The 26,129-nt window shown below is 63.6% G+C and carries 26 protein-coding genes; 13 read left to right on the plus strand and 13 right to left on the minus strand.

The features are described 5' to 3' along the window. The coding region (locus BM194_RS13455) for an FAD-dependent oxidoreductase (RefSeq protein WP_143097596.1) at positions 1–231 on the minus strand (231 nt) is incomplete at its 3' end. A 182-nt stretch (positions 232–413) separates the two neighbouring features. Here BM194_RS13455 and BM194_RS13460 point away from each other — a divergent pair. The 5 genes from BM194_RS13460 (at position 414) to BM194_RS13480 (ending at position 5,819) form a co-directional block, all read left to right on the plus strand. After that, on the plus strand, positions 414–2,807 hold the full coding sequence (locus tag BM194_RS13460) for an FdhF/YdeP family oxidoreductase (RefSeq protein WP_092847569.1): 2,394 nt from the start codon (positions 414–416) through the stop codon (positions 2,805–2,807). Positions 2,808–3,014: 207 nt separating this feature from the next. After that, a complete protein-coding gene (locus BM194_RS13465) occupies positions 3,015–3,371 on the plus strand; it encodes an ArsR/SmtB family transcription factor (RefSeq protein WP_092847571.1) in 357 nt (118 codons plus the stop codon). Beyond that, a complete protein-coding gene (gene arsC / locus BM194_RS13470) occupies positions 3,368–3,781 on the plus strand; it encodes an arsenate reductase (glutaredoxin) (protein WP_092847573.1) in 414 nt (137 codons plus the stop codon). The genes BM194_RS13465 and arsC overlap by 4 nt, the downstream gene beginning before the upstream one ends. Beyond that, positions 3,778–4,494, plus strand: coding sequence for an arsenical resistance protein ArsH (arsH, locus tag BM194_RS13475; protein ID WP_143097597.1), 717 nt, complete (start codon positions 3,778–3,780; stop codon positions 4,492–4,494). The genes arsC and arsH overlap by 4 nt, the downstream gene beginning before the upstream one ends. Positions 4,495–4,508: 14 nt before the next feature. After that, a complete protein-coding gene (locus tag BM194_RS13480) occupies positions 4,509–5,819 on the plus strand; it encodes an arsenic transporter (protein WP_092847577.1) in 1,311 nt (436 codons plus the stop codon). Positions 5,820–5,825: 6 nt separating this feature from the next. Here BM194_RS13480 and trhP read toward each other — a convergent pair whose 3' ends face one another. From trhP to BM194_RS13505, 5 genes are all read right to left on the minus strand, one after another. Further along, positions 5,826–7,136 carry a prephenate-dependent tRNA uridine(34) hydroxylase TrhP gene (gene trhP / locus BM194_RS13485; protein ID WP_092847979.1) on the minus strand — a complete coding sequence of 437 codons (1,311 nt, stop codon included), beginning with the start codon at positions 7,134–7,136 and terminating at the stop codon, positions 5,826–5,828. Between the two features lie 121 nt (positions 7,137–7,257). Continuing rightward, on the minus strand, positions 7,258–8,184 hold the full coding sequence (locus tag BM194_RS13490; protein ID WP_092847580.1) for an NADP-dependent oxidoreductase: 927 nt from the start codon (positions 8,182–8,184) through the stop codon (positions 7,258–7,260). Positions 8,185–8,316: 132 nt separating this feature from the next. Next, complete coding sequence (locus BM194_RS13495) at positions 8,317–8,508, minus strand: hypothetical protein (protein WP_092847582.1); 192 nt, start codon at positions 8,506–8,508, stop codon at positions 8,317–8,319. Between the two features lie 57 nt (positions 8,509–8,565). Beyond that, positions 8,566–8,766 (minus strand): hypothetical protein, encoded by a 201-nt coding sequence (locus BM194_RS13500; RefSeq protein ID WP_092847584.1) that lies wholly within the window; start codon positions 8,764–8,766, stop codon positions 8,566–8,568. 137 nt (positions 8,767–8,903) lie between these two features. Continuing rightward, positions 8,904–9,884: a LysR family transcriptional regulator gene (locus BM194_RS13505; protein ID WP_092847587.1), complete on the minus strand. Its 981-nt coding sequence runs from the start codon at positions 9,882–9,884 to the stop codon at positions 8,904–8,906. A 178-nt stretch (positions 9,885–10,062) separates the two neighbouring features. Here BM194_RS13505 and BM194_RS13510 point away from each other — a divergent pair, with 178 nt between their 5' ends. From BM194_RS13510 to BM194_RS13535, 6 genes are all read left to right on the plus strand, one after another. Beyond that, positions 10,063–11,205, plus strand: a complete 1,143-nt coding sequence (locus BM194_RS13510; protein ID WP_092847590.1) for an iron-containing alcohol dehydrogenase — start codon at positions 10,063–10,065, stop codon at positions 11,203–11,205. Between the two features lie 226 nt (positions 11,206–11,431). Next, complete coding sequence (locus BM194_RS13515) at positions 11,432–12,412, plus strand: tripartite tricarboxylate transporter substrate binding protein (RefSeq protein ID WP_092847593.1); 981 nt, start codon at positions 11,432–11,434, stop codon at positions 12,410–12,412. A 12-nt stretch (positions 12,413–12,424) separates the two neighbouring features. Then, positions 12,425–12,889 (plus strand): tripartite tricarboxylate transporter TctB family protein, encoded by a 465-nt coding sequence (locus BM194_RS13520; RefSeq protein WP_092847596.1) that lies wholly within the window; start codon positions 12,425–12,427, stop codon positions 12,887–12,889. 3 nt (positions 12,890–12,892) lie between these two features. Next, positions 12,893–14,407 carry a tripartite tricarboxylate transporter permease gene (locus BM194_RS13525; protein ID WP_092847599.1) on the plus strand — a complete coding sequence of 505 codons (1,515 nt, stop codon included), beginning with the start codon at positions 12,893–12,895 and terminating at the stop codon, positions 14,405–14,407. Beyond that, positions 14,404–15,459, plus strand: a complete 1,056-nt coding sequence (locus BM194_RS13530; RefSeq protein WP_092847603.1) for an Ldh family oxidoreductase — start codon at positions 14,404–14,406, stop codon at positions 15,457–15,459. The genes BM194_RS13525 and BM194_RS13530 overlap by 4 nt, the downstream gene beginning before the upstream one ends. A 26-nt stretch (positions 15,460–15,485) precedes the next feature. Further along, on the plus strand, positions 15,486–16,373 hold the full coding sequence (locus BM194_RS13535) for an NAD(P)-dependent oxidoreductase (protein WP_092847606.1): 888 nt from the start codon (positions 15,486–15,488) through the stop codon (positions 16,371–16,373). Between the two features lie 28 nt (positions 16,374–16,401). On the opposite strand, the gene BM194_RS13540 is transcribed toward BM194_RS13535, so the two are convergent. After that, positions 16,402–17,382 (minus strand): GntR family transcriptional regulator, encoded by a 981-nt coding sequence (locus BM194_RS13540; RefSeq protein ID WP_092847608.1) that lies wholly within the window; start codon positions 17,380–17,382, stop codon positions 16,402–16,404. 40 nt (positions 17,383–17,422) lie between these two features. Next, positions 17,423–18,952, minus strand: coding sequence for a UxaA family hydrolase (locus BM194_RS13545; RefSeq protein WP_092847610.1), 1,530 nt, complete (start codon positions 18,950–18,952; stop codon positions 17,423–17,425). Positions 18,953–19,148: 196 nt separating this feature from the next. Between BM194_RS13545 and BM194_RS13550 the strand changes: the two genes are divergently transcribed. Further along, positions 19,149–20,447, plus strand: a complete 1,299-nt coding sequence (locus BM194_RS13550; RefSeq protein WP_092847613.1) for an L-fuconate dehydratase — start codon at positions 19,149–19,151, stop codon at positions 20,445–20,447. A gap of 64 nt (positions 20,448–20,511) precedes the next feature. Here BM194_RS13550 and BM194_RS13555 read toward each other — a convergent pair whose 3' ends face one another. From BM194_RS13555 to BM194_RS13575, 5 genes are all read right to left on the minus strand, one after another. Continuing rightward, positions 20,512–21,300, minus strand: coding sequence for an SDR family oxidoreductase (locus tag BM194_RS13555; RefSeq protein ID WP_092847615.1), 789 nt, complete (start codon positions 21,298–21,300; stop codon positions 20,512–20,514). Between the two features lie 143 nt (positions 21,301–21,443). After that, on the minus strand, positions 21,444–22,193 hold the full coding sequence (locus tag BM194_RS13560; protein WP_092847618.1) for a transporter substrate-binding domain-containing protein: 750 nt from the start codon (positions 22,191–22,193) through the stop codon (positions 21,444–21,446). 63 nt (positions 22,194–22,256) lie between these two features. Continuing rightward, a complete protein-coding gene (locus BM194_RS13565) occupies positions 22,257–23,648 on the minus strand; it encodes an FAD/NAD(P)-dependent oxidoreductase (protein WP_092847621.1) in 1,392 nt (463 codons plus the stop codon). Further along, the gene (locus BM194_RS13570) at positions 23,641–23,937 is read right to left on the minus strand and encodes a (2Fe-2S)-binding protein (RefSeq protein WP_092847623.1); all 297 of its coding nucleotides are present in this window, start codon (positions 23,935–23,937) and stop codon (positions 23,641–23,643) included. The genes BM194_RS13565 and BM194_RS13570 overlap by 8 nt, the downstream gene beginning before the upstream one ends. Continuing rightward, positions 23,924–25,036 carry an NAD(P)/FAD-dependent oxidoreductase gene (locus tag BM194_RS13575; protein WP_092847625.1) on the minus strand — a complete coding sequence of 371 codons (1,113 nt, stop codon included), beginning with the start codon at positions 25,034–25,036 and terminating at the stop codon, positions 23,924–23,926. Before BM194_RS13575 ends, BM194_RS13570 begins: the two co-directional genes overlap by 14 nt. Before the next feature lie 94 nt (positions 25,037–25,130). Here BM194_RS13575 and BM194_RS13580 point away from each other — a divergent pair, with 94 nt between their 5' ends. Continuing rightward, positions 25,131–26,054, plus strand: coding sequence for a LysR substrate-binding domain-containing protein (locus BM194_RS13580; protein ID WP_092847628.1), 924 nt, complete (start codon positions 25,131–25,133; stop codon positions 26,052–26,054). The last annotated feature ends 75 nt before the right edge of the window (positions 26,055–26,129 follow it).

The raw sequence follows: 26,129 nt of genomic DNA on the forward strand, positions 1-26,129 counted from the left end.
GCAGAAGGCCTTGGTGGCGCGGTTGCCTTCCAGGCAGAAGCGCGCCTTGAGGCTGCCCGGGGTGTAATAGACGCCGGCGTGGATCACGCCGCTGTTGTGGCCGGTCTGGTGGCGGGCCGGGCCGTCCTCCTTCTCGACCAGCAGCATCTTCCTGTCGGGGTAGGCCCGGATGAGCTGCATGGCGGTGGACAGGCCCAGGATGCCGCCGCCGATGATGATGAAGTCGTACACGTGCGTCCCTCGCAGCATTATTTTTTCTACAATGACGCCGGCCATGGCTGGACGCGACGCCGCTCGACTTAGCCCTTGATGTCATGCCAGCTTACCCTAATCAAGGACATCCGGCTTTTTCGCCCTCCCTTGATGTTGGGTATCATGGCACCCCATCGCATTTCGCCGTTCTGGAGTTCGCCATGTCCTCGCGCGACCCCTCTGCCGACACGTCCGACGCTGCTGGCGTCGATGTGCCCCTCGCCGACCCCGAGCGCACCCGTGCGCCGAGCGTGGCCCCCTACGCCGGTCCGGCCGGTGGCTGGGGCGCGCTGCATAGCGTCGGCCGGCATGTCGCGCACAGCCGCGCACCGCTCAAGGGGGTACGCTCGCTGCTCGCCACCAACCAGCCGCACGGCTTCGACTGCCCGGGCTGCGCGTGGGGCGATGCCAGTGCCGACTCATCGTTCGCGTTCTGCGAGAACGGCGCCAAGGCGGTGGCCTGGGAAGTCACCGCCAAGCGCGTCACCCGTGACTTCTTCGCCCGGCATAGCGTCAGCGAACTGCTTACCTGGGACGATTATCGCCTCGAGGACCAGGGTCGGCTTACCGAGCCGATGCGTTACGATGCCACCCGCGACCGCTACGTACCGATCGGCTGGGATGACGCCTTTGCCTTGATTGCCGAGCACCTGGCGGCGCTCGACGACCCTAACCGGGCGCTGTTCTACACCTCCGGGCGAGCCAGCAACGAGGCGGCCTACCTCTATCAGTTGTTCGTACGCCTGTACGGCACCAACAATTTTCCCGACTGCTCGAACATGTGCCACGAGGCCAGCGGCGTGGGCATGCAGGTTAGCCTGGGAGTCAGCAAGGGCACGGTACGCCTGGAGGACTTCGAGCAGGCCGATGCGATCTTCGTGTTCGGCCAGAATCCCGGCACCAACCACCCACGCATGCTCGGCGACCTGGCGCACGCCGCCAAGCGGGGAGCTGCGATCGTCACCTTCAACCCGCTGAAGGAACGTGGCCTGGAGCGCTTCGCCGATCCGCAGGACAAGCGCGAGATGCTCACCGGTGCCAGCCAGCCGATCTCCTCGCGCTATTTTCAACCAAAGATGGGCGGTGACATGGCGGCGGTACGTGGCATCTCCAAGGCACTGTTCGCGCTGGAAACGGCCGGCCGCTTCACGCCGGATCGGGAATTCATCGCTGCCTATACCCAGGGCCTCGAGGCCTGGCGCACGGCCATTGACGCGACATCCTGGGAAAGCCTCGAGGCGCAGTCGGGCCTGACCCGTGCCGACATGGAAGCCGCCGCCGAGGTCTACGCCGGCGCCGAGCGAGTGATCGCCACCTGGGCGATGGGTATCACCCAGCACCTGCATGCCGTGGGCAGCGTTCGCGAGATCGTCAACTTGCTGCTGTTGGGTGGCCATATCGGACGGCCGGGCGCCGGAGCCTGCCCGGTCCGTGGCCACTCCAACGTGCAGGGCGATCGCACCATGGGCATCGACGAGAGGGCCCCGGCCTGGTTGATCGACGCGCTGGAATCGCGCTACGGCGTACCCATGCCGCGCCAGCCCGGCCACAATACGGTCAACGCCTTGCATGCTCTGGAAGCCGGCCAGGCCGAGGTATTCATCGCCCTGGGCGGCAATTTTACCCGTGCCACGCCGGACAGCCTGCGCACCGAAGCCGCCATGCGCCGCACCCGGCTCAACGTGCAGATCAGTACCAAGCTCAATCGCAGCCATCTGGTGATCGGCGAGGACGCGCTGATCCTGCCCTGCCTTGGGCGCAGCGAGATCGACCGCCAGGGGCCGCAGGCTCTGCCCCAGGCGATCAGCGTCGAGGACTCGATGTCGATGGTGCACGGCAGTGCCGGACGCGTTGAGCCGGCCTCTGCCCACCTGCGCTCCGAGCCGGCAATCGTTGCCGGCATCGCCGAGGCCACCCTGGCCCGCGTATTGCCAAGCCGCGGTATCGACCCCGGCGTGGTCGACTGGCAGGCCATGATCGCTGATTACGACCGCATCCGCGACGAGATCGCGGCGGTCATCCCCGGCTTCGACGACTTCAATGCCCGCCTGCACCGCCCGCGCGGTTTCTGGCTGGCCAATGCCGCCAGTGAGCGTCGCTTCGCGACACTCTCCGGCAGGGCCGAATTCGCCGCCGAGCCGCTGCCCGAGGCAGTGCTTCACCAGCAGTTGGCAGCGCGTCGCGACGACGGCTGGCTGACCCTGCAAAGCCTGCGCAGCCACGACCAGTACAACACCACCGTCTACGGCTATGACGACCGCTATCGCGGAGTGAAGGGCCAGCGCCGGGTGCTGTTCGTCAACCCGCAGGACCTGGCACGGCTGGGACTGGCCGATGGCGAGTGGGTCGATCTCGTCGGGCTGGATCATCAGGGCACGCCGCGTCGCGCCCCGGCCTTCCGCCTGGTCAGTTATGACATCCCCGCCGGCTGTTGTGCGGCCTACTACCCCGAGACCAACGCCCTGGTACCGCTGGAGAGCGCCGGGGCGGATACCGGCACCCCGTCGAGCAAGGCCGTGGCCGTCAGGCTGGAGCGGTCGACTCGCATCGTCTAGGCCAAGTTCAGCCATTCGCCTGGAAGGGCCTGCGTCCACCCGCTGCGCCCCTTGGCCGAGGCACACTCGGAGGCGATGACCGTTGCCACTATCACAACGAAGCTATCGTCACCGGGTTCCAGACCAATGCATTGACAGTGAGGCCAATGACCTAGCTCGTGCGATTTCGAAGTTGCAGTTCTAAACCATGTCTGTAATTCTGGACATATGGACAATACTACTGCAATCGAAGCGTTCGCTGCACTCTCGCAGGCGACTCGCCTGGAGACCTTCCGGCTGCTTGTGCGCCATGAGCCGGCGGGCCTGCCAGCAGGGGAGATCGCACGCCTTCTGGACGTGCCTCACAACACCATGTCGACGCACCTGGGTGTCCTGGCACGTGCGGGGCTGGTCGTCTCTCAACGGCATAGCCGCTCGGTGATCTATCGCGCCAACCTGGAACGTGTCCGGGAAACGGTGAACTTCCTGGTACGCGATTGTTGCGCGGGGCATCCCGACCTGTGCGAGCCCCTCCTGCAGGATTTACGCCCATGCAACCCATCCACAGAGGACGCCCCTTCATGATCAGCGTGATCTATCACAACCCCGATTGCGGCACGTCGCGCAATACCCTGGCGATGATGCGCCAGTCCGGCGAGGAGCCGCATGTCATCGAGTACCTGAAAACGCCACCCTCACGCGAGAAACTGATCGAGATGCTATTTGCCATGGCCATGCCGCCCCGAGAGCTGTTGCGCCGCAAGGGGACGCCCTACGATGAGCTGGGCCTGGACAACCCAGCGCTCAGCGACGATCAACTGATCGATGCCATGCTGGCCCACCCTATCCTGATCAACCGCCCCATCGTGATCACCGAGAAAGGCACGCGTCTATGCCGGCCCTCCGAGACGGTGCTGTCCCTGCTGCCAAAACCAATAGCCGAATTCACCAAGGAAAATGGCGAGGTCGTCCGTCTTGGAGACACCGACTCGTGACTCTGGACCAGTTGCCCAACATCGACCCTGAATGCCTGCACCCCATTGATGTCGACGCCTTGGTCGGCCCCGACCAATCCCGGCATCCGCCACGTATCCTGGTGCTGTATGGCTCACTGCGGGAGCGCTCCTACTCGCGCCTCGTATCGGAAGAAGCCGGCCGTCTACTTCGCTGGTACGGTTGCGACGTCTGCACGTTCAACCCCTCCGGACTGCCGTTGCCAGACGATGCCGAAGCCAGCCACCCGAAGGTGCAGGAGCTGCGCGAACTGGCCGAATGGAGCGAGGGCATGGTGTGGGTCAGTCCCGAACGACACGGCGCCATGACAGGCATCATGAAGACCCAAATCGACTGGATTCCCTTAGCCCTTGGCGGCATGCGTCCGACCCAGGGCAAGACGCTGGCCATAATGCAGGTGTCCGGTGGCAGCCAGAGCTTCAATGCCGTCAACCAGCTGCGCATTCTCGGGCGCTGGATGCGCATGCTGACCATCCCCAACCAGTCCTCGGTGCCAAAAGCCTTCAATGAATTCGATGAAGCCGGGCGAATGCGGCTATCTCCGCTCTATCTGCGTATCGTCGATGTCTGCGAAGAGCTGGTGAAGTTCACTTGGCTGACCCGGGGCCGGGCCGCCTACCTCACCGACCGCTACTCGGAGCGTGTCGAAAGCGCCGAAGCCGTCTCCAGGCGAGTCAACCAGAAAACGCACTGATAGGGAATGTAGACATGCTGGCCTTTGCGATCTTTCTGGTCACGTTGATACTGGTCATTTGGCAGCCCAAGGGGCTCGGGATCGGCTGGAGCGCCCTGGGCGGCGCTGCAGTGGCTTTGTTGACGGGTGTCGTCAATTGGCATGACGTGGATGTGGTCTGGGATATCGTCTGGGATGCCACCTTCACCTTCGTGGCATTGATCATCATTTCCCTGATCCTGGACGAGGCGGGCTTCTTTGCCTGGGCCGCCCTGCATATCGCCCGGTGGGGCAACGGACGGGGGCGGTTGCTGTTTCCGCTGATCGTCATATTGGGCGCACTTATTGCCGCGGTGTTCGCCAACGATGGCGCGGCACTTCTGCTGACCCCCATCGTGGTAGCCATCCTGGCGCGGCTGGAGTTCAGCCCCGGCGCGTCACTGGCCTTCATCATCGCGACGGGGTTCGTGGCCGACTCGACCAGCCTGCCGTTGGTGATCTCGAACCTGGTCAACATCGTCAGCGCCAACTACTTCGAGATTGGCTTCGGTCGTTACGCCCAGGTGATGGTGCCGGTCGACCTGGTGTCGCTGGCCGCCACCCTGCTGGTTCTGGGCGTGTACTTTCGCAAGCAGATTCCACTCTCCTATCAGGTCGAACGGCTAGAGGCGCCGGCAACGGCCATTCGCGATCACCAGGTCTTCCGAGCAGCCTTTCCGCTGTTGACCGTGCTGTTGATTGCCCTGTTCGCGACCGGCCAGTGGGATATTCCTTTCGCCTTCATCATGGGCACCGCGGCGTTCATCCTGATGGCCATCGCCGGACGGTGGTGTTCACCTGGGCACGTGCATGTCGTCTCGCTCACGAAGGTGCTGAAGAACGCCCCGTGGCAGATCGTGCTCTTTTCCGTGGGCATGTACTTGGTGGTATACGGGCTGGGCAATGCCTGGCTCACGGCCTGGGCGGCAGATTTCCTGATATGGCTGAGCCAGCAGGGAGACTTCGTCGCCACCCTCGGCACGGGCTTTGCCTCTGCCATTCTGGCCTCGCTGATGAACAACATGCCGTCGACCCTGGTAGGCGCGCTGGCCATCGACCAGGCGCAGGTATCGAATCAGACCCAGCAACTCATGGTCTATGCCAACGTCATCGGTAACGATCTGGGCCCCAAGTTCACACCCATCGGCAGCCTCGCCACGTTACTCTGGCTGCATGTACTGGCTGGCAAGGGCTACCGGATCAGTTGGGGGCAGTACATGAAGGTCGGGCTGGTGATTACGCCACCGGTGCTGCTGGCCACGCTAGTCGCTCTCGCGCTCTGGCTACCGGCAATAACGCCGCAATGATACTGCCTAAACCAGATTGCGCATCAACAGGGCGAATTCCACCTGCGCCCGTTCGATGGGTTCGCCCGGCACCGGCAGACGCACGACGTGCCCTGAGCCCAGCGCAGCGCTAACGGCCTCGCCGCGCCGGGTTTCCAGAGTCTCGAGCGTAAAGCGCCGGTTGCCGCCGGGTAACATCAGTTCCAGCGTGTCGCCTACGACGAAGCGGTTCTTGACGGCGACTTCCAGCCAGCCGCGTTCGGCATCATAGCTGACCGCCTCGCCGACGAACTGCTGGTGCACGCCAATCGAGTGGCCTCGCTCGTAGTTCTGATACTCATCATGCACATGGCGGCGATAGAAGCCTTCCGTGTAGCCGCGGTTGGCGAGGTTCTCGAGTTCGTCCATCAGGCGCATGTCGAACGGTCGCCCGGCCACGGCATCGTCGATGGCGCGCCGATAGACCTGGGCGGTGCGCGCCACGTAGTAGGCGGACTTGGTGCGCCCCTCGATCTTCAGCGAGGTCACGCCCATCGCCGCCAGGCGCTCCACGTGCTGCACGGCACGCAGGTCCTTGGAGTTCATGATGTAGGTGCCATGCTCATCCTCGTGGATCGGCATCAGCTCGCCGGGGCGCGAGGCGTCCTCGATCAGCGCAGCCCTATCGCCCTGCCCTGCCGTGGCATCCACTGCGATCAGGTCACCGCAGTCATCGCTGGCTGCCGCCAGGGTGTTGTACTGCCAGCGGCAGGCGTTGGTGCAGGTACCCTGGTTGGGATCGCGGCGGTTGAAGTAGCCCGACAGCAGGCAGCGTCCCGAGTAGGCGATGCAAAGCGCGCCATGCACGAAGGTCTCGATCTCGAGGTCGGGGCAGGCGGCGCGGATCTCGCCGATTTCCTCCAGCGACAGTTCGCGCGAGAGGATAATGCGGCGAATGCCCTGCTGCTGCCAGAAGCGCGCAGCGGCATGGTTGACCACGTTGGCCTGCACGGAAAGGTGAATCACCTGCTCCGGCCAGCGCTCGCGCACCATCAGGATCAGGCCGGGGTCCGACATGATCAGCGCATCCGGCCCCGCCTCGATGACCGGCGCCATGTCGCGCAGGTAGGTCTTGAGCTTGGCATTGTGCGGGGCAATGTTGGAGGCCACGTAGAAGGCCTTGCCGCGCGAGTGCGCATAGTCGATGCCGCGGTGCAGATGGTCGAGGTCGAAGTCGTTGTTGCGTACGCGTAGCGAATAGCGTGGCTGGCCGGCATAGACGGCGTCGGCGCCATAGGCGAAGGCATAGCGCATGTGCCGGTAGGTACCGGCGGGCGAGAGCAGTTCGGGAGCGTTGATGGGGCGAGTCATTCCGGGTCGGGCTTGCGTTCTGGAAAGCGCTCCATGATACCGGCGGCCAGGCCGCCGGTATGCCTCAACCTTCTGACCCGAATCAATGAATCACGGATTTCCTGGCCGCTCAGCGGCTGACCTGGACGACGACCTTGCCGCGGACGTGGCCACTCTGGTTGCGCTGGAAGGCCTCCGCCGCGCGCTCCAGCGGAAAGGTCTCGGCCACGTTGACGGTAAGTTCGCCCCGCTCGGCCATCTCGCCCAGCTTCTGCAGGTCGCCCCCACTGGGACGCACCCAGGCCCACAGGCCGCCGGCCTCGGTCACTGACGGGTCGACGATGGAGCCATGACGGCCGCCGTCGCGCAGCACCGCGCGCGTCACGTCGAGCACGCCACCCACGAAGTCCACGACCAGGTCGATGCCCTCGGGCGCCAGCTCGCGAACGCGGTCGACCAGGCCATCGCCGTAGGTCACCGGCTCGGCGCCCAGTTCGCGCAGGTAGTCATGGTTGCCTTCGGAGGCCGTACCGATGACCCGGGCTCCCTGGCTGCGAGCGATCTGCACCGCGAAGCTGCCGACCCCGCCCGCGGCGGCGTGCACCAGCACGGTGTCGTTGGCAGAAAGGTGCAGTCGGTTGAGAAGCTGGTAGGCGGTGAGCCCTGCCAGCGGCAACCCGGCAGCCTGGTCCCAGTCGAGCGCGGCCGGCCTGGGGGCCACGGCGCGAGCAGGGACGGAGGTGAACTCGGCGAACGTGCCACCGTGCACGAAATCCTTGCGCGCGTAGGCGAAGACCTCGTCGCCGGGCTGGAACTCCGGCGTGTCGAAGCCCACCGATTCGACGACCCCGGCCACGTCCCAGCCGGGAATGACGGGAAAGAAGGTTGGCATGGCCTGGTCGAGGTGGCCACCCATGATCTTCCAGTCGACGGGGTTGACCGACACGCTGCGTACACGGATACACACCTCGCCCGGCGGCACCTTGGGCATGGGCTGATCTGTCACATCGAGAATATCGCCTGGCTCGCCGTAGCGGTCATAGGTAATGGCTTTCATGACACCTCCTTGCATTCCTTGCATGGTTACACTGGTTCGCCGGACATGATGTCCGGCTCTCGAGGCCAGTGTAGTCGGCCGAGGCAGTATGCCCCGGTGGCTCATGTATCGGGGCCAACGGATACAGGTCGGTCAGGCCGGGGACAGGGTCAGGTGCGGGCGGCGCTGGAGGCGGTTGCGCAGCAGGACTTCGTCGCTGGCTTCGAGAAAGGTGGCGTAGGCACCCGCCGCTTCGCCGGTGCGCTGATTGTAGACTTCGTAGTACTGGCCTTCGGGTGCGGCAGGATGCCGAACCATCCGGACCCGGTAGGTCGACTTGGGCATGAGCAGACTCCCTTGGCATCTGACTGCATTATCGGCGTCACTGGCGCGATACTTGAGTCAGTCCTCTTCCTTGCTGGTGTTTTCGCCTTCGTTGAGCTTTTCGGCTTCCGCTTCGGCCTCTTCGGCAAAGCTGTGCCGCGTCACGATCCACTCGTCGCTGGGATCGTCATCATAGCGTTCGTCCACCACAAACCACTCGGGCAGCGGTGCATCGGCTTCATAATTCGCCTGGCAGTGGCGTACGACATACTGGGGCATGATTCATCCTTGACTCGCTGTTGCGCCTTCCTGGCCTGAGCCGTTGACACGTCGGAATGCACATCGATGTGAGTGCGGCCACACAAAGATTAGCGCGTTCATGAAGTGTTCGTGTCGGGATTTTGTGTAAAAAAACGTCACAGTACAACCTCCCGTGTCGATTCATTCCGCCACGCCAGGCAGTCTCGACGCGCTTCTTCATGCAGGTAGCCGATCAGCTCACGAGCCGCGGGTGCCAGGGTGTCTCCGCGTCGGCTGACGATGCCGTAGTAGTCGAGCGGTTTACCGATCACTCGGTCCAGGATCACGAACTGCCCCCCTTCCAGCGGACGGCGCAACACCGACCGCGGCAGCACCGCCAGCGAGTCCGAAGTTTGAAGCAGTTGCAGGGTTGCCTGGATGGATGTCGTCTCGACGACATTGGTCGGCGTGGAGACGCTCTCTTCAGCCAGTGCCGCCTCGAACACACCCCGCATGGGACTGCTCAAGGGGTGCAATACCCAGGGCCAACGGCTGAGCTCGGCCAGCCCCGGCACCGTCTCCCCCAACGCCAAGGGGTGGTCCCGCCGCACCACGACCCGCAGGGGCTCATCCAGCAGCGGCTCGAAGTCGAACAGGTTGTGCTGGCTGACATGAGTCAGACGCCCAATGACCAGGTCGAGGCGCTTGTATTCCAGATCGAGCAGCAGCCGGTCGCTGGTCTGCTCCTGCAGGCTGACCGCCAGGCGAGGCCGGCGCTGTTTCAACCGAGCAATGGCGGCCGGCAGAATTTCCGGTGCCGCCGCGGCGATCGCTCCCACCAGCAGGTGCCCATACCCGCCCTCACGCAGGTCGTTGATGTCGTCGACCAGCCGCTCGGTGTCGTTGAGCAGGATCCGGGCATGGCGCACGACCTGCTCGCCCAATTCCGTCGGCTGCATGGCCCGTGGCAAGCGCTCGAACAGGGCAAAGCCGAAATAGTCCTCGAGATCCCTGAGCATCTTGCTGGCCGCCGGCTGGCTGAGATGCATGGCCCGTGCCGCAACATGCATGTTGCGGCTTTCGGCCAGATGCGTGAGCAACAGCAGGTGCTTGAACCGCAACCAGTTGCACAGATGCAACGATGAAAGCTTGTCCATGAGGGATTCCGAAACGCCCGTCGGCTAACGATAACCAAGAAGAATCACAATGCCACAAACTTCGATTGGATTGTAATTGCAGTCCCGCCATAGCCTTGATCCAAGCAGGCTTACTCAGCACTTGCCGAGAAGCCGCAGAACAAAAACACAACGCCCTGACCGGGCGACGGAGTCATGCATGCCAGCCGTTATCAATTACCTGACCAAGATCGTGTTCGGCGAAGGCGCTCTCGACAGCCTTGACGATGAGCTCACCCAGCTGGGCGTCAGCGCCCCTCTGCTCGTGACCGACAAGGGGCTGGTCCAGAGCGGCCTCATTGAACGCGTCAGGCAAGCCATTTCCCGTCCGAGTCCGTTACCCGTCTATGACGAGACCCCACCCAACCCGACCGAGGACGCCGTGGAGGCGGCCCTGGCACTGTTCCACCAGCATGGTTGCGATGGCATCGTGGCAGTGGGCGGCGGATCGAGCATCGACCTGGCCAAGGGAGTATCGCTGCTGGCCTCCCATGCCGCCCCCCTGCGCCAATATGCGCTGATCGAAGGCGGCGCGTCCCGCATCACGGCCGATACGCTACCTCTTGTCGCCATCCCTACCACGGCGGGCACCGGCAGCGAGGTAGGCCGAGGTGCACTGATTTCCATGCGCGACCAGCGCAAGCTCGGCTTCATTTCGCCGCACCTGATTCCCTCGGTCGCCATCTGTGATCCTGGCATGACGCTATCGCTGCCTCCCTGGTTGACCGCAGCGACAGGCATGGATGCGATTGCGCATTGCGTCGAGACCTACCTTAGCCCGCGCATCAATCCCCCTGCCGAGGCCATCGCTCTGGACGGGCTGCGGCGTGCCATGGGCAATCTACACACCGCTTTCCGCCACGGAGATGACCTCCAGGCACGCAGCGAGATGATGATGGCAGCCGTCGAAGGGGCTCTCGCCTTCCAGAAGGGCCTGGGGGCCGTGCATTCCCTGTCGCATGCCCTTGGCGGCTTTCACTCGCTCAAGCTGCACCACGGCACGCTCAATTCGTTGCTGCTGCCAGCCGTACTGCGCTACAACGCGCCCGTCTGTGAGGAGAAATACGTCCAGCTTCGCGCCGCCATGGGACTTGCCCCGGATGCGGATGTCGCCGCTGCCTTCGAAGCCCTTCACCAGGAACTGGAGCTACCGGGCAGCCTGGCCGAATTGGGCGTGACCCGGGAACAGCTCGATCAAGCCGCACAATGGGCCGTCGAGGATCACTCCACTGCGACCAACCCGCGACCTGCAACTCGGGACGATTTCCTGTCCATGCTGCAGGAAGCCTACGAAGCCAGATAGCCCCATTTAGGCATTCTTCACGCAAGACGGCCCGGACAGGACGTAGCGGGCCGAATAACTGCGGCAGGGACGCTGCACCCTTCGTCATTCGGGTGCAGCAAGTCATGTCCCGTGCTGCCTGGCTGTAGACCAATGTCTACCAATAATGAATATTGCGCGCAATATTCATTTTAAACTACGGTGAAAACGCTCACCGCTTCATTTCTACAACAATGAGGAAGCTTCCATGACCGCCAGCAACAAAAAGACCGCACTCAAGGGCACGGCCGCCGCTCTACTTCTGGCACTATCCGGCGCCGCCTTTGCCGAGTACCCCGAAAAACCAATCACCATCATTGTGCCCTGGGCTGCAGGCGGAGGTACCGATGCCACGGCACGCACCATTGCCAGCGCGCTCGAGGAGGAACTCGGCCAGACGATCAACGTCGTCAACCGCACCGGCGGCAGTGGCGTGGTCGGCCACACCGCGATCTCCACGGCCAAGCCCGACGGCTACACCCTCGGCCTGATCACCGGCGAGACCAACATGATGCACTGGCTGGGCCTGACCGACCTGACCTACAAGGATTTCACACCGATCGGCCAGATCAATTTCGACTATTCCGGCGTTCAGGTCGCCGAAGATGCCCCCTTCGATTCGCTGGATCAGTTGCTCAGCTCGATCAAGGAACAGCCGGCCGGCACCTATAACGCTTCCGGTACCGGTCTCGGCGGCGTCTGGCACCTGGCCTTCGCCGGTTTCCTGCTCGATCAAGGCATCGAGCCCAACAAGGTGACATGGATTCCCAGTCAGGGCGCAGCCCCGGCCATGACCGAACTCGTCTCCGGCGGTATCGACATCGTGCCCAGTTCGGTCCCCGAGGCCCGTTCAATGATCGAGGCCGGCAAGGCGCAAAGCCTGGGCATCATGGCGCCTGAACGACTGGATAGCTTCCCCGACGTGCCCACCGTCAAGGAAGCCATCGGCAGCGACTACACCATCGGTGAGTGGCGCGGCATCGCCGGACCCAAGGGGATGGACCAGGCAATCGTCGACAAGCTCGAGAGCGCGCTGGAAGCGGCCTACAACAGCGAGACCTATCAGGGCTTCATGGCCAAGCAGGGCTTCGGCACGGAGTGGCGCAACGCCGAGGACTTCGAAACGATGATGGGCGAGATGGACCAGGAATACGGCAACATCATCGAAAGCATCGGTCTGAAAAAATAATAGGGCTTCCCCATGAAAGACATGATCCTGGGGCTGTGTTTCATGGTGGCAGGCATCGTCACGATCTATGTCGCCCGACAGTATCCCACTATGCCCAGCCTGCAATTCGGCCCGTCTCTGTTTCCCTCCCTCATCGGGGGAGGGTTTTTTCTGGGTGGCCTGGTACTGGCTGCGACGCAATTCCCGACACTGCGCCAGCGCGCCAGTGAAGGCCGCGTCGCCTGGCGTATCGACTATCAGGCCCTTCTGATTGCCCTGCTCCCCTGTGCCCTGATCGTTTTCTACATCCTGGCCAGTGACTATCTGGGCACGGCCATTTGCCTGACCGCGATGATGTTCGTGCTGATGCTGGTGCGAAAAACCCCATGGCTTCTGGCGCTGGGCGTCTCCGTGGCCGCCTCGCTGGTCATCTATTTCGTCTTTTCACGCTACCTGCTGATACCCCTTCCCGAAGGGCTGCTGAGCGTTGGGGGTTAACTCATGGATGCATTGCTCCAAGGGCTTCAGCTCGTCTTCAACGGCCAGACGCTGCTGGTCATCCTCGCCGCGGCGGCGTTCGGCATCTTCGTCGGAGCCGTTCCCGGGCTGACGGCAACCATGGCCGTGGCGCTGCTGGTACCGATCACGTTCTACATGGACCCGACGCCGGCGATCGCAGCCATCGTCACCACCTCGGCCATGGCCATCTTCGCCGGTGACATTCCCGGCACCTATCTGAATATCCCCGGCACTCCGGCATCGGCCGCGTACGTCGGTGAATCCTCGCTGCTGGCCAAGAAAGGTCGCGCCCGGGAAACGCTGGGCACCAACCTGGTCTGCTCGGTCTTCGGCGGCCTGTTCGGCACCATCATCCTGGTCTTCGTCTCGCCGTCACTGGCCGAAGTCGCGCTGAAGTTCAGTTCCTATGAGTACTTCTGGCTGGCGCTGCTGGGGTTGAGCAGCTCGATCTTCATCTCCATCGGCTCGAAGACCAAGGCCTTTCTCTCGCTGATGATCGGCCTGCTGCTGTCCACGGTGGGCCTGGACATGATGAGCGGGGCGCCACGCTTCACCTTCGGGATTCCCGACCTGATGGCGGGCATCAACTTCATCCCGGTAATGATCGGCATGTTCGCGCTCAACGAGATCATGAGCTTCTACGGCTCTCGCGTCGAAGCCAGGACCCCGCCTGCGCTCAGCAAGGACAAGGTGTTCGGGCAGGTGCCCAGCCATGTGAAGCGCTACTGGCGCAATATGCTGCGCGGCAGTTCCCTGGGCACGTTGATCGGCGCGCTGCCCGGTGCCGGTGCGGACATCGCCGCCTGGATCGCCTACGCCGCCGGCAAGAGCCGCTCGAAGGACAAGGCGGCCTACGGCACGGGACACATCGAAGGTATCGTGGATGCCAGCTCCGCCAACAATTCGGGCATCAGCGGCGCCTGGGTACCGGCTCTGGTATTTGGCATTCCCGGCGACTCGATCACCGCCATCGTGATCGGCGTACTGTACATGAAAGGCATGAACCCCGGGCCGACGATCTTCATGGAAGGCAGCGGCCTGGTGTACTCGCTATTCGTGGTGTTCTTCGTCGCCAACCTGATCATGCTCCCCATCGGCTACCTGGCCATCAAGTCATCCAAGGTCTTTATCCTGACACCGCGCAAGATCCTGATGCCGATCATCCTGTGCTTCTGCATCGTCGGCGCCTTCTCGATCAACAACTCGATCACCGATGTCTGGATCATGCTGCTCGTCGGCATCGTGGCCTTCATCCTGGCGCGCTGCGACTTTCCCATGGCGCCGGCGATTCTCGGGCTGGTGCTGGGCACCACCCTGGAAAACAGCTTCATGAGCTCGATGCTCAAGTCTAATGGCGACCTGCTGAGCTTCTTCTCTCGCCCGATCAGTGCCTCACTGGGCGCCCTGGTCATCCTGATCTGGTGCTCACCACTGCTGGTGCGCCTCTATCAGCGCTACAGGGCGCCTCACACCAACCACACGCCGAGGTCATCATGACACGCTACCCCGCCGACCAACTCACTGCGTGGCTGGTCACGCTGTTCGAGGAGAATGGCGCCGCCCGCGACGTGGCCGAGACGACGGCACGCATCCTGGTTGAAGGCGACTTGCTCGGTCACCATACGCATGGCGTGAAGCTGGCCAATGGCTACCTGAGCGACCTCAAGGCCGGCCATGCCAGCGGCGATCCGCAGCGCCTGGTCATCGAACAAGGCAGCCCGGTGGCCGCCCTGTTCGACGGCAACTATGTGCTCGGCCCCTATCTGGTCCAGCGTGCCCTCGATCAGTGCCGCAAAGCAGCCAAGGACTACGGTATAGGGATCGTCAGTCTCAAGCGCTCGCACCACATCGCCTGCCTGGCGTCCTACCTGGCTCCCTTGGTCGAGGACAACCTGGTCCCGATCATCATGACTTCGGACCCGGCCGTGGCCTCGGTCGCCCCGTTCGGCGGCACCGAGCGGGTCTATACGCCCAACCCGCTGGCCATCGGCATCCCTGGACGCGAGCAGCCGATCCTGATCGATGTCAGCATGTCGACCGTCACCAATGGCAGCGTCAACAAGGCGCGTGCAGCAGGACAGAAGCTCGATCATCCTGCGCTGCTCACCGCACAAGGCACGCCCAGCAACGATCCGGAAGCCTTCTTCGCTGCGCCGGGGGGCAGTATCCTTCCCTTGGGAGGCCTTGAGTTCGGCCACAAGGGGTTCGCGCTCGGGCTGATGGTCGAGGCGCTGACCTCCGCGCTCAGCGGCTTCGGTCGCAAGGATGCCCCCAGCGGTTGGGGGGCATCGGTCATGATCATGGTCATCGACCCTGCGCGCTTCGGCGGCACCGAGGCCTTTCTCGACGAAACCGACCATCTCGTGCGCCGCTGCCTGAATGCCGGCCAGATCGACCCGCAGCAGCCGGTTCGCCTGCCTGGCCAGTCGGGCCTGCGCAGACGCGCCACGTACCTGAAGGAAGGCATTCCTCTGCCTGAGGACGTGGTCGCGGAACTGCACAAAGCCATTGGTGATTCGTCCCTGCGAGATAGCGTCTCGCTGGGCTGACGGCGCGACTAATCAGGAGACCGCCCATGACATCCACGCTCACCCTCGGCCTGCTCGGCACCGGCATCATGGGCGCGCCCATGGCCGTCCGGCTCGCCCGTGCCGGCTATTTCGTAAAAGTCTGGAATCGTAGCCGCGACAAGGCGGCCCCGCTCGAGGCTGAAGGCATCACGGTATGCGACAGTCCCGCCCAAGCCGGGCAGGAAGCCGATGCAGTCATCGTCATGCTGAGCTCGGGCCAGGTCTGCGATGACATCCTGCTCGGCGAGGGGGCGCTGCTCGATACCATGCACGAGCAGAGCACGCTGGTCGTGATGAGTTCGATTCCGGTGGAAACGGCGCGCCGCCAGGCCGAAGAGGCAAAGAAGCGCAATGTTCGCTATCTGGACGCGCCGGTCTCGGGGGGCGAGAAAGGCGCCATCGACGGCACACTGGCTATCATGGCCGGGGGCGAGCCGGCCACCTTCGAGGCATTGCGTCCCGTGCTGGCTCACCTGGGCAATCCGGTGCACGTGGGCCCGGCAGGTAGCGGCGAATTGGCCAAGCTCGCCAATCAGATGATCGTCGGTAACACCATCGCCACGGTGGCGGAAGCGCTTCTGCTGGCCGAACGCGGTGGGGCCGACCCTGCCAAGGTCCGCGAGGCCTTGATGGGAGGATTCGCCGACTCGACGATTCTGCGCCTGCATGGCCAACGCATGCTGGACAACGACTTCCGTCCCGGCGGCCCCGCCAAATGGCAATACAAGGACTCTTCCACGGCGGTGGCCCTGCTAGACTCCCTGCAGCTCGACCTACCGGTAACCCGCCTGGTCGATGCGCTGTTCCAGTCCATGGTCGAGCATGGCGATGGCGATCTCGATCACAGTGCTCTTATTCGCGAGCTGCGCCGACGCAACGCCTTGCCAGTGTAAGGCCCGGCATGGCAGGGCGGGACAGCCGTCAATCCTTGTCGTCCCAGCGCAGGTAGGCAGGAAGGTCGACCTGGGCTGTCTCGCGAAACGCTGCCAGCCGCGCCTGGACCTTGCCTTCCGAGCGCACCAGGTGGGCATGCAGTGACCGGGCAGCCTGTTCGGGCCGTCGGGCAAGCAGCTTCTCGAAGACGTCGCGATGCTCGTCGAAGAAGGGGTCCTCCGCGGGCATGTCGAACAGTGCGCCAAGTAGGTGCTTGCTTACCAGCAGGATGGGGCGCGTACGGCTCAGCATACCCAGGATTTCGGGATTGCCACCTCGAGCGATCGCCTCGATATGCAGGTCGTTCTCGAGCGCATCCAGGGTGGTCCCCGGAACGTCGGGATAGTGTCGCGCCGCGTCATCGAGGCGCTCGATGAAACGCGCGATTTCCGGCTCGGTCATGGCCTGGCAGGCCTGGGAAATCATGAACGGTTCGAGCTGCAGGCGCGCTTCGTAGAGATGATGAAGACGCGACTCATCGAGGGGAACCACATTCCAACTGGTGTACTTGGTCTTCTCCACGACGCCCAGCGATTGCAGATGCAGCAGAATGCGGTGCGTCACGCTGCGGCTGACTCCGAGTGTCTTGGCCAATTGCAGCTCGTTGAGTTCTAGCCGCCCCTTCATCGAGCACAGCACGATATCCCGCTCTACCGTTTCCGCCATCTGACGCCAGGCATCCTGTCGCTCGATGGCGGCCCGGCCTCCTACCTTGCGGAAATCCCCCGCTGTCAGCGTGCGCCGCACGATATCCGCAGGGTGTCGCCCGACCAGATAGCCCCGCCCCTCGAAACGACTGATCGTGCCTTCCTCGTACAGACGCCAAAGAGTCTGGCGCACCGGCGAACGGCTCATGCCGAACACCTTGGCGATGTTACCCTCGAGCAATACCAGGCCGGGCTCCAGATGCCCCTGCTCGATGCTGTGCATCATTGCCTGGTAGAGCTGTTCCTGCAAGGTCTTGCCCATGAAACTCCCGTTCGGCTGCTGCTCGGGCTGGAAGGCGTGCTCAGGTCACCGCCCCTACCATCCACGGCACGTACTCGTTGCTGCCGTATCCCAGCGCCTCGCTGGCACTCCTGTCGCCGGATGCCACGGCCAGGATCCGCTCGAAGATGTCGACGCCCATCTGCTCGACGCTGGCCTGGCCGTCGGCGATGAGGCCGCAATTGATATCCATGTCTTCCTGCATCGTCTCGTACATGCGCGTGTTGGTGGCAAGCTTGAGACAAGGTGCTGGCTTGAAGCCGGATACCGAGCCCCGACCGGTGGTGAAGCAGACGACATTGGCGCCCGAGGCGATCTGCCCGGTCACCGACACCGGATCATAGCCCGGGCTGTCCATGAAGTTGAAGCCAGCGACCCGGCGCGGTTCGGCATATTCCAGCACGTCATTGAGGCTGCTGGTTCCCCCCTTGGCCACCGCCCCCAGGGATTTCTCGAGAATCGTGGTCAGCCCACCCGCCTTGTTACCGGGCGAAGGATTGTTGTTCAGTTCGGCGCCATTGATCTCGGTGTAGTGTTTCCACCAAGCAATGCGCTCTAGCAGCTTGGCAGCCACCCGCTCGTCGATGGCCCGGTCGAGCAATAGATGCTCGGCCCCGTAGATTTCGGGGGTCTCGCTGAGAATGACGCTGCCACCATGCCTTACGATCAGGTCGGCCGCATGGCCCAGCGCCGGATTCGCCGTGATGCCCGAATAACCGTCGGACCCACCGCACTGCAGGGCCACACTTAGATGACTCAGGGGGGCCGGCTTGCGCTTCGTGCCGCCATGCTCACGCGCCATGGCCAGTATCCTGTCGCAGGCCAGGCTGACGCTGGCCCGGGTTCCTCCCGCCTCCTGAATGTTGAAATAATAGATCCGCGAGCTGCCAGCGAGGCCTGACTTCTCCACCAGTTGCTTGACCTGATTGGTCTCGCAGCCGAGACCGATGATCAGCACGAAGGCAAAGTTGGGGTGCCGGGCATAGCCGGCGATGACCCGCTCCAGAAAGGCGAAACCCTCTGATTCGGTGTTCATGGCGCACCCCGAGCCATGCGTGGCCGGCACCACGCCATCAAAGCCCAGCCGCTGCAGTTCATCGGAGCCATTGAGCGATTCGGCAGCCATTTTCGCCACGGTAGCGGAACAGTTCACGGTGGAGAGGATGCCGATATAGTTGCGCGTGCCTACCTGGCCATCGGCGCGATGGTAGCCCTCGAAAGTGCTGCCCTTCTCGATCACCGGTGTCGGCGACGCGGGCCGAAAGCCCGCCAGTGAAGTCTCTCGCTCCTGCATCGCCACGTTGTGCGTATGGACGTGCTCGCCGCAGGCGATATCGTGGCTGGCCCGGCCGATGACCTGGCCATACTTGACGATCGTATCGCCGCCGGCAATGTTGACCAGGGCGACCTTGTGGCCGGCATCGATGTTACGTCGGCACACATTGCCTCGATCGTCGATCGGCGTCGCTTCGGCCAAAGCCCGTGTGGCAACCCCTACATTGTCATTGTCATGCAGGCGAAGAACGGCAGGTGTGTGGTGAATGAGCTCCATGGTTACCTCGTCACGGTCAGAGTGCACAGAGCCATATAATGACTTTTGCGTGCAAAGTTCAATAGAGCTCATAACAATAGGCTTTTTAAAATTGATAACCAATTCAAATCGAGACAACAAAATATGGATTGGCAGGTTATCAAAAGGCTCGGCTAGGCTTTCTCTGTTCCTATCATTACGACAAGAGCCATCGGATATGCCCATCATCACTCACCTGGAGGCGCGCGACACGCGCTTTCCCACGTCGCGTCACCTGGACGGCTCGGATGCCATGAATGCCGCGCCGGACTACTCGGCGACCTACGTGATCCTCTCCACCGATGCCGGCGACAGCCTTGCCGGCCACGGCCTGACCTTTACCATCGGGCGCGGCAACGAGGTGTGCGTGGCTGCCGTGGAAGCGCTGGCGTCACGCATCGTGGGGCAGGAACTGGATACCATCACCGCGAATATGGGGCGTTTCTGGCGAGACCTGACCAGCGGCGACAGTCAGTTGCGCTGGCTGGGCCCCGAAAAGGGGGTCATCCACCTGGCGGCGGCAGCGATTATCAATGCGGTCTGGGACCTGTGGGCCAAGCGCGAAGGCAAGCCGGTCTGGAAACTGCTTGCCGACATGTCGCCGGAGGAGTTGGTCAACTGCCTCGATTTCCGCTTCGTCACGGACGTACTTACACCGGAGGAGGCCATCGCCCTGCTGCGGCGACACGCCGATACCCGTGACGAGCGCGAACGGGAGATGCGCGAGGTCGGCTACCCGGGCTATACCACCTCGGCGGGCTGGCTCGGCTACAGCGAAGAGAAGATGCGCCAGTTGGCCCGTGACGCGCTGGCGGAAGGCTGGGAACACTTCAAGCAGAAGGTCGGTGGCGACCTGGAGGAAGACCGGCGCCGCGCCCGGATCCTGCGCGAGGAGATTGGCTGGCAGCGCTCGTTGATGATCGACGCCAATCAGGTCTGGGATGTCGACGAGGCGATTGCCAACGTACGCAACATGGCCGAGTTCGCCCCATTGTGGATCGAGGAGCCCACCAGCCCCGACGATATCCTGGGTCATGCCGAGATTCGTCGTCGCGTCGCGCCGGTCGGGGTGGCCACCGGCGAACACTGCCACAACCGGGTCATGTTCAAGCAGTTGTTCCAGGCCGGGGCCATCGATTACTGCCAACTCGACGCCGCCCGCCTGGGTGGATTGAACGAGGTCCTGCTGGTGGTGCTGATGGCAGCCAAGTTCGGCGTTCCGATCTGCCCACACGGTGGCGGGGTCGGGCTCTGCGAATACACGCAGCATATCTCGCTGTTCGACTATATCTGCGTATCGGCCTCGCTGGAGGGCCGCCTGCTCGAGTACGTCGACCACCTGCACGAGCATTTCGTCGACCCGGTACGTATTCATCGCGGACGCTATCAAGTGCCCGAAGCGCCCGGCTACAGCATCACCATGCACGCCGATTCACTGGAGGCTCATCAGTACCCCCACGGCGACGCTTGGCGCTGATACTGCAAAGTGCGGCGCCTCGACGGCGCCGCTATCGCTTCGCTACACCAATCCTGGCACGCCCCTAGAACGTGCCGGGGTAGCTGCCCCCATCCAGCAGGATGTTCTGTCCGGTCATGTACCCGGCATGCACGCTGCATAGGAATGCACAGAATGCGCCGAACTCGTCGGCACTCCCGAAGCGCTGCGCCGGAATGCCCTGGCGGCGTTGATCACGAATCGCCTCGACATCCTGACCGGAGGCCTGCGCAGCACCTTCCAGCGTCTTGTGCAGGCGTTCGGTATCGAATGGCCCCGGCAACAGATTGTTGATCGTCACGTTGTTGCCGGCCAGTCGCGGCTGGCGGGCCAGCCCGGCAATGAAGCCCGTCAGCCCGCTGCGTGCGCCATTGGACAGTCCCAGCACGTCGATGGGCGCTTTCACCGCACCGGAGGTGATGTTGATGACCCGGCCATAGCCGCGCGAAGCCATGTCATCAACCGTCGCCTTGATCAGCTCGATCGGCGTGATCATATTGGCGTCTACCGCGCTCACCCAGTCGTCGCGCGTCCAGTCCCTGAAATCGCCCGGCGGCGGCCCACCATTGTTGTTGACCAGGATATCGACCTGCGGACAGGCAGCCAGAATATCGGCACGCACCTCAGGCGTACCGATGTCTCCCGCCACGGTGTGAACCACGATACGAGGATTCTCTGCACGCAACTGGTCAGCCGTCGCTTCCAGCGCCTCGACGCCCCGGGCATTGAGCACCAGATTGACGCCCTCCTTTGCCAAGGCACTGGCGCAGCCCTTGCCCAACCCACGGCTAGCCGCCCCGATCACGGCCCAGCGGCCGGCGATACCTAAATCCATGGAACGCTCCTGACTGTGGTTATCGATGGATCAAGTACAGACCCTACCCCGAAACCGTGCTCTGGTCATGGGCGATGGCTCCCCGGATCGCTTCCAGACGCTGACGGGGCCCCGAAAGGCCCCGTCGGCAACACCGGCTCGTTTCACTCGCCGAAGTATTCTTCGTGCAGCGTGTCGTAGGTCCCGTTCGCCTTGACCTTGGCCATCGCTGCATTGAACTCTTCAACCAGCGCCGTATCGCGCTGGCGGAAGGCAGCACCGATACCGGGGCCATAGATCGACTCGGGACCTGTCACGAGCTCGCCGACGCGGGAGACGTTCGGGTCACCGAGTAGCGTTTCCTGGGCCAGCGGAAATGCAGTGAACACCAGATCCAGGCGCTGCGCTTTCATGTCGTTGACCACGGCGCCGGAGTCACCGTAACGGCGAATATCCGCCTGGGGATAGAACTGCGTGACGTACTCGTCCTGGATGGTGCCCTGCTGGACGCCGATTGCCGCGCCAGCCAGGTCGCCTTCGACAGGGTCCCACGACGCTCCTCCCTGACCGACCCATACCGACGGCACCTGAAAATAGGGAGCAGAGAACAGCACCTGCCGGGCCCGGTCTTGGGTAATGTTCATCGAGGACGCAATCAGATCGTACTTGCGCGCCAGCAGGCCGGGGATGATGCCGTCCCAGGCCTGCTCGACCCACTCGCACGGGCGCTGCATCTGCTCGCAGGCCGCACCGACCAGCTCGACCTCGAAACCGGTGATGGTGCCATCAGGCAGTTTGTACTGGTAAGGCGCGTAGGGAATGTCCACGCCGATACGCAAGGGCTCGGCAGCTTGAGCGGTATTACCCAGCAGGGCGGCCAGGGACAGGGTGGTGGTGACCAGTATCTTTCGCATTGTCGTTTCCTCACATCTTGTTGTGGTTCGTGAGCGTGTCGCGGCATCCGTGCGTGGTTCTGGTTATGTCTCCTGCTGTGCCGCCAGTTCGCCGAGGGTGACCGAGTGAACGGGCGGGCGGATATGGTAGTAGCCGATGGCGTCCATAGACTGGGCCGTGCGATGCGCCAGCAGGCGGGCCACGCTCTCTCCGCACTGGCGGCCCTGGCAGGGCCCCATGCCGCAACGCGTGAACGCCTTCAACTGGTTGGGTCCGGCCGCGCCTTGGGTAATGGCACGTTCGACCTCGCCGCGCGAAACGCTTTCGCAGCGGCACACCAGCGTGTCTTCGGGCTGGACCTCGAGCCAGTCACCGGGCAGACGGAACAGGGTTTCCAGCAGGCGACGCGCCTCCAGGTCGCGGCGGCGCGCACGCTGAAGCGCGGCGCGCTCCCGAGCCAATCCGTCCTGTGCCTTGCCAGCCAGCGACTGCAGCACTTCCAGTGCCGCCAGGCGTCCCTCGCGCTCGGCATTGATCGCACCGCCAATACCGCCGCCGTCGCCGGCGACCCACAACCGCTCCTCGACGGCCAGCACCTCACTGCGCTCGGGCAGAAAGGCTTGCTGTCCGGTTTCCCAGCGATGAGGGATGGCCAGGCTGCGGGCCAGTTGCGGCTCGGGGACCACACCGAAGTGAGTCAATAGCAGTGCGGCCGGTAACGTTTTCCAGTGCCCACGATGGCGATAGCGAACACGCTCCACCGCCTCGCGGCCTTCGGCCTGGATTCCGTCGACCCCCAGCAACACGGGGACACCGGCACGCCGGAGCGCGGCAATCATGCGCACTCCCTTGAGCAGATAGTTGCGTCCGTGCCAGGCCCGCCGCGGTTGACGCAGCAAAGCGCGATAACGTGACGCCGACGCCAGGTCGAGCACCAGTGCAGGCGGCTGACCTGCCTGCAGGTACTGCCAGGCCAGCAGGTAGAGCAGCGGGCCGCTGCCGGCCAGTACCGGTGACACGCCGGGCAGGAGTGCTCCCTGCTTGAGCAGAATCTGCGCCGCGCCGGCGGTCATCACGCCGGGCAACTGCCAACCGGGAAACGGCCAGCCACGCTCCATCGCGCCACTGGCCAGGATCAGTCGCTCGGCATGCCAGGATTGCGCCCGATGCTGCACCACGCCCAGGTCGTAACCGGTGCCCTTCCGCCCGATCCACCAGACACGGCTCAGCGGCCGGTAGTCGATATCGGCGCGAGCGAAGGCCTCAACCAGGGAGCGACCGTGCTGGTACTCCTCACCCATCACCCCGGCGCCGACCTGGGGGTTACCAAGCTGTCGGTAAATCTGGCCGCCCGGTGTGGCATTGAGATCGAACAGCACGGGATGCACGCCAGCTTCCGCCAGACGCACGGCGGCAGCCATACCCGCCGGGCCGGCGCCGATAATGGCGATGTCGGCATGGCGTGACTCAATCATGACGCCCGCCTCCCTGGCGCTCGACCTGCATGCCTTCAGCCACCGGCACCAGGCAGCCCTGTCGGTTGGGTTGGCCGTCGACGGTGATCAGACAATCGTGACAGCTCCCCATCAGGCACAACGGGGCACGTGGGCTGCCGTCATGGTGACGCCGATATCCCTGCCAGCCGTGAACCTGAAGCACGGCGGCCGCCACGCTCAGCGTGTCGGGCACCGATACGGCTATGCCATCCACCCGGATTTGTACCTGGCTTGCCGTCTGACAGGCATGTGGGCTACGCCGGAACATGGAAACGCTCCCCTGAGAATTGCGGGAAATCCTGGCTCAGGCAGTCATCGAGAATCGCGCGGGCTAGATCGCCGGCATGGAAGGCAGCCAGGGTAATTCCGCTGTGGCAGTTGATGTTGTAGGCCCCCGGGCAGGCCTTGGAGGCCTCGTAGAGCGGATTGCCATCTGGGGTCATGACGCGTAGCGCCCCCCAGGCACGAACCAGGCGCGCCTGGGACAGGCGCGGAAAGATGCGTACCGCCTTGGCCGCCAGGGCATTCACCATGTTCAAAGTGACGCCCTTGTCGAAGCCGGCATCCTCGTGGGTATCACCGATCAGATAGCCGCCGCTGGCCGTCTGGCGAATCTGCGGGGTAGGTAGCTGGTCGATCAATGGCAGACGTTCGGTGACGATGATCTGGCCGCGTAGCGGGCGAACCGCGCCCGATAGCCCCAGCATGGGCGCCAGCGTTTGTGCGCCAAGGCCGGCCGCAATGACGATGCGCTCCGCCTCGATGTCACCCCGCGGCGTCGTCGCCACGAAGCGGCCTGCACGACGCGCCACGCTCTGGACCGGCGTTGCCGGGTGGAGCGTGACGCCCAGGTCCAGGCTCGCGGCGTAAAGTGCGCGCAGCAGGTAGAGCGGATTGCAATGGCCGTCGTGGGGCGACCAGGTGCCGCCATGGACGCGCTCGCCAAGCCCCGGCAGGTGCTCGAGCAGTTCGTCGCGGTGCAGGTACTGCCACTCGAACTCCCGAGCCAGACGTGGCGAGACGGTTTGCAGCGTTCGGTATTCGGCCTGGCGGGTTTCCGCCTCGTCCGCATCGAGACAAAGATCGACACCGCCACGCCGCTCGTATTGCAGATCGACGCCGGTCCGCGCCTGCAGCTCTTCGGCAAAGGCGGGCCAGGCCTGAACGGCATCCAGGCTCAGTTCGGCGTAGCGCGGCATGCCAATCCCCTTGCCCTGAACCCAGGTCAGGCCGGCATTGCCACGCGAGGCACGCAGCGCGTCATCGCGTTCGTCGAGTACGGTGACACGTTGCCCGGCCCGCGCCAGCCCGTAGGCCACCGCCATGCCGACCACCCCGCCACCTACGATGAGAAAATCCTGCCGCATGCCAAGCCCTGTTCCGTGAAACGTCACTCGACGATACCCAGCCCAGGGCTATAAGCTCCAATACCATTGTTTCGCCACTCGATGCCTTGATGTTATGACTACATCACGACTTAGCGACCGTCAGGTCCAGGCCTTCAAGCACGTCATGGAAAGCGGCACCGTTACTGGCGCCGCCCAGCGGATGCTCACTGCACAGCCCGGCGTCACCCGCTTGCTCAAGCAACTCGAGCACGATGTCGGTTTCGTTCTGTTCGAGCGGGTACGCGGACGTCTGGTGCCCACGCCCGAGGCGCGCATTTTCTACCGCGAGGTGGCCCGGGTGTGGACCGGCATCGATCACCTGCGGGAGACAGCGCGTCGCATCCGCGAACGTGAGATGGGTGGGCTGCGCATCAGTGCCATGCCGCTGCTGGGCATGACCTTTCTTCCCGACCTGCTGGCCGAGTTCGGCGCCGAGCACCCCGATGCCAGTCTGGAGCTGAGCACCTACCGTTCCGCCCAGGTGATCGACGAGGTGATTACCCAGCGCTGCGACGTGGGTTTTGCCATTGGCGTCGAGGGCGATGAGCGGGTTGCGCAGGAGACCTTCCGCCTCGAAAGCCTATGCGTCATGCCGTCCTGGCATCCCATGGCCAGCAAGCCGGTCATCGACTTGCAGGACTTTCATGACCAGACGCTGATTCGCTTCGAGAGGCACGATCCGCTGCGAGCGAGGCTCGACCACATGCTGGAACGTGAAGGCGTGCAGGCCCGACAACGCCTCGAGGTGTCGCTGGCCCTGCAGGCGACGCGCCTGGTGAGACATGGGCTGGGCATCGCCGTGCTCGATCCGATCAATGCCCGCGCCTTTGGCAGCGAGGGACTCGTACTGCGACCGCTGGCTTTCGCGCTCGGCGAGGACGTGGCCTTGCTGACGCCTCGCGATCAGCCGTGCTCGCAACTGACCCAGGATTTCATTGCCCTGTTTCGCCAACGCCTGGGCGAGCACGGCCAGACATCCCATAACATTCCGGCATGACCCGGGCCTGAACCGGCATTATTCCCGTTGGGCAACGCCTGCTAGCGTACGCCTTCCACCATGACGAGGCGTTTC

This window comes from Modicisalibacter xianhensis (assembly GCF_900113605.1).
GTDB classification, from domain to species: Bacteria; Pseudomonadota; Gammaproteobacteria; order Pseudomonadales; family Halomonadaceae; genus Modicisalibacter; species Modicisalibacter xianhensis.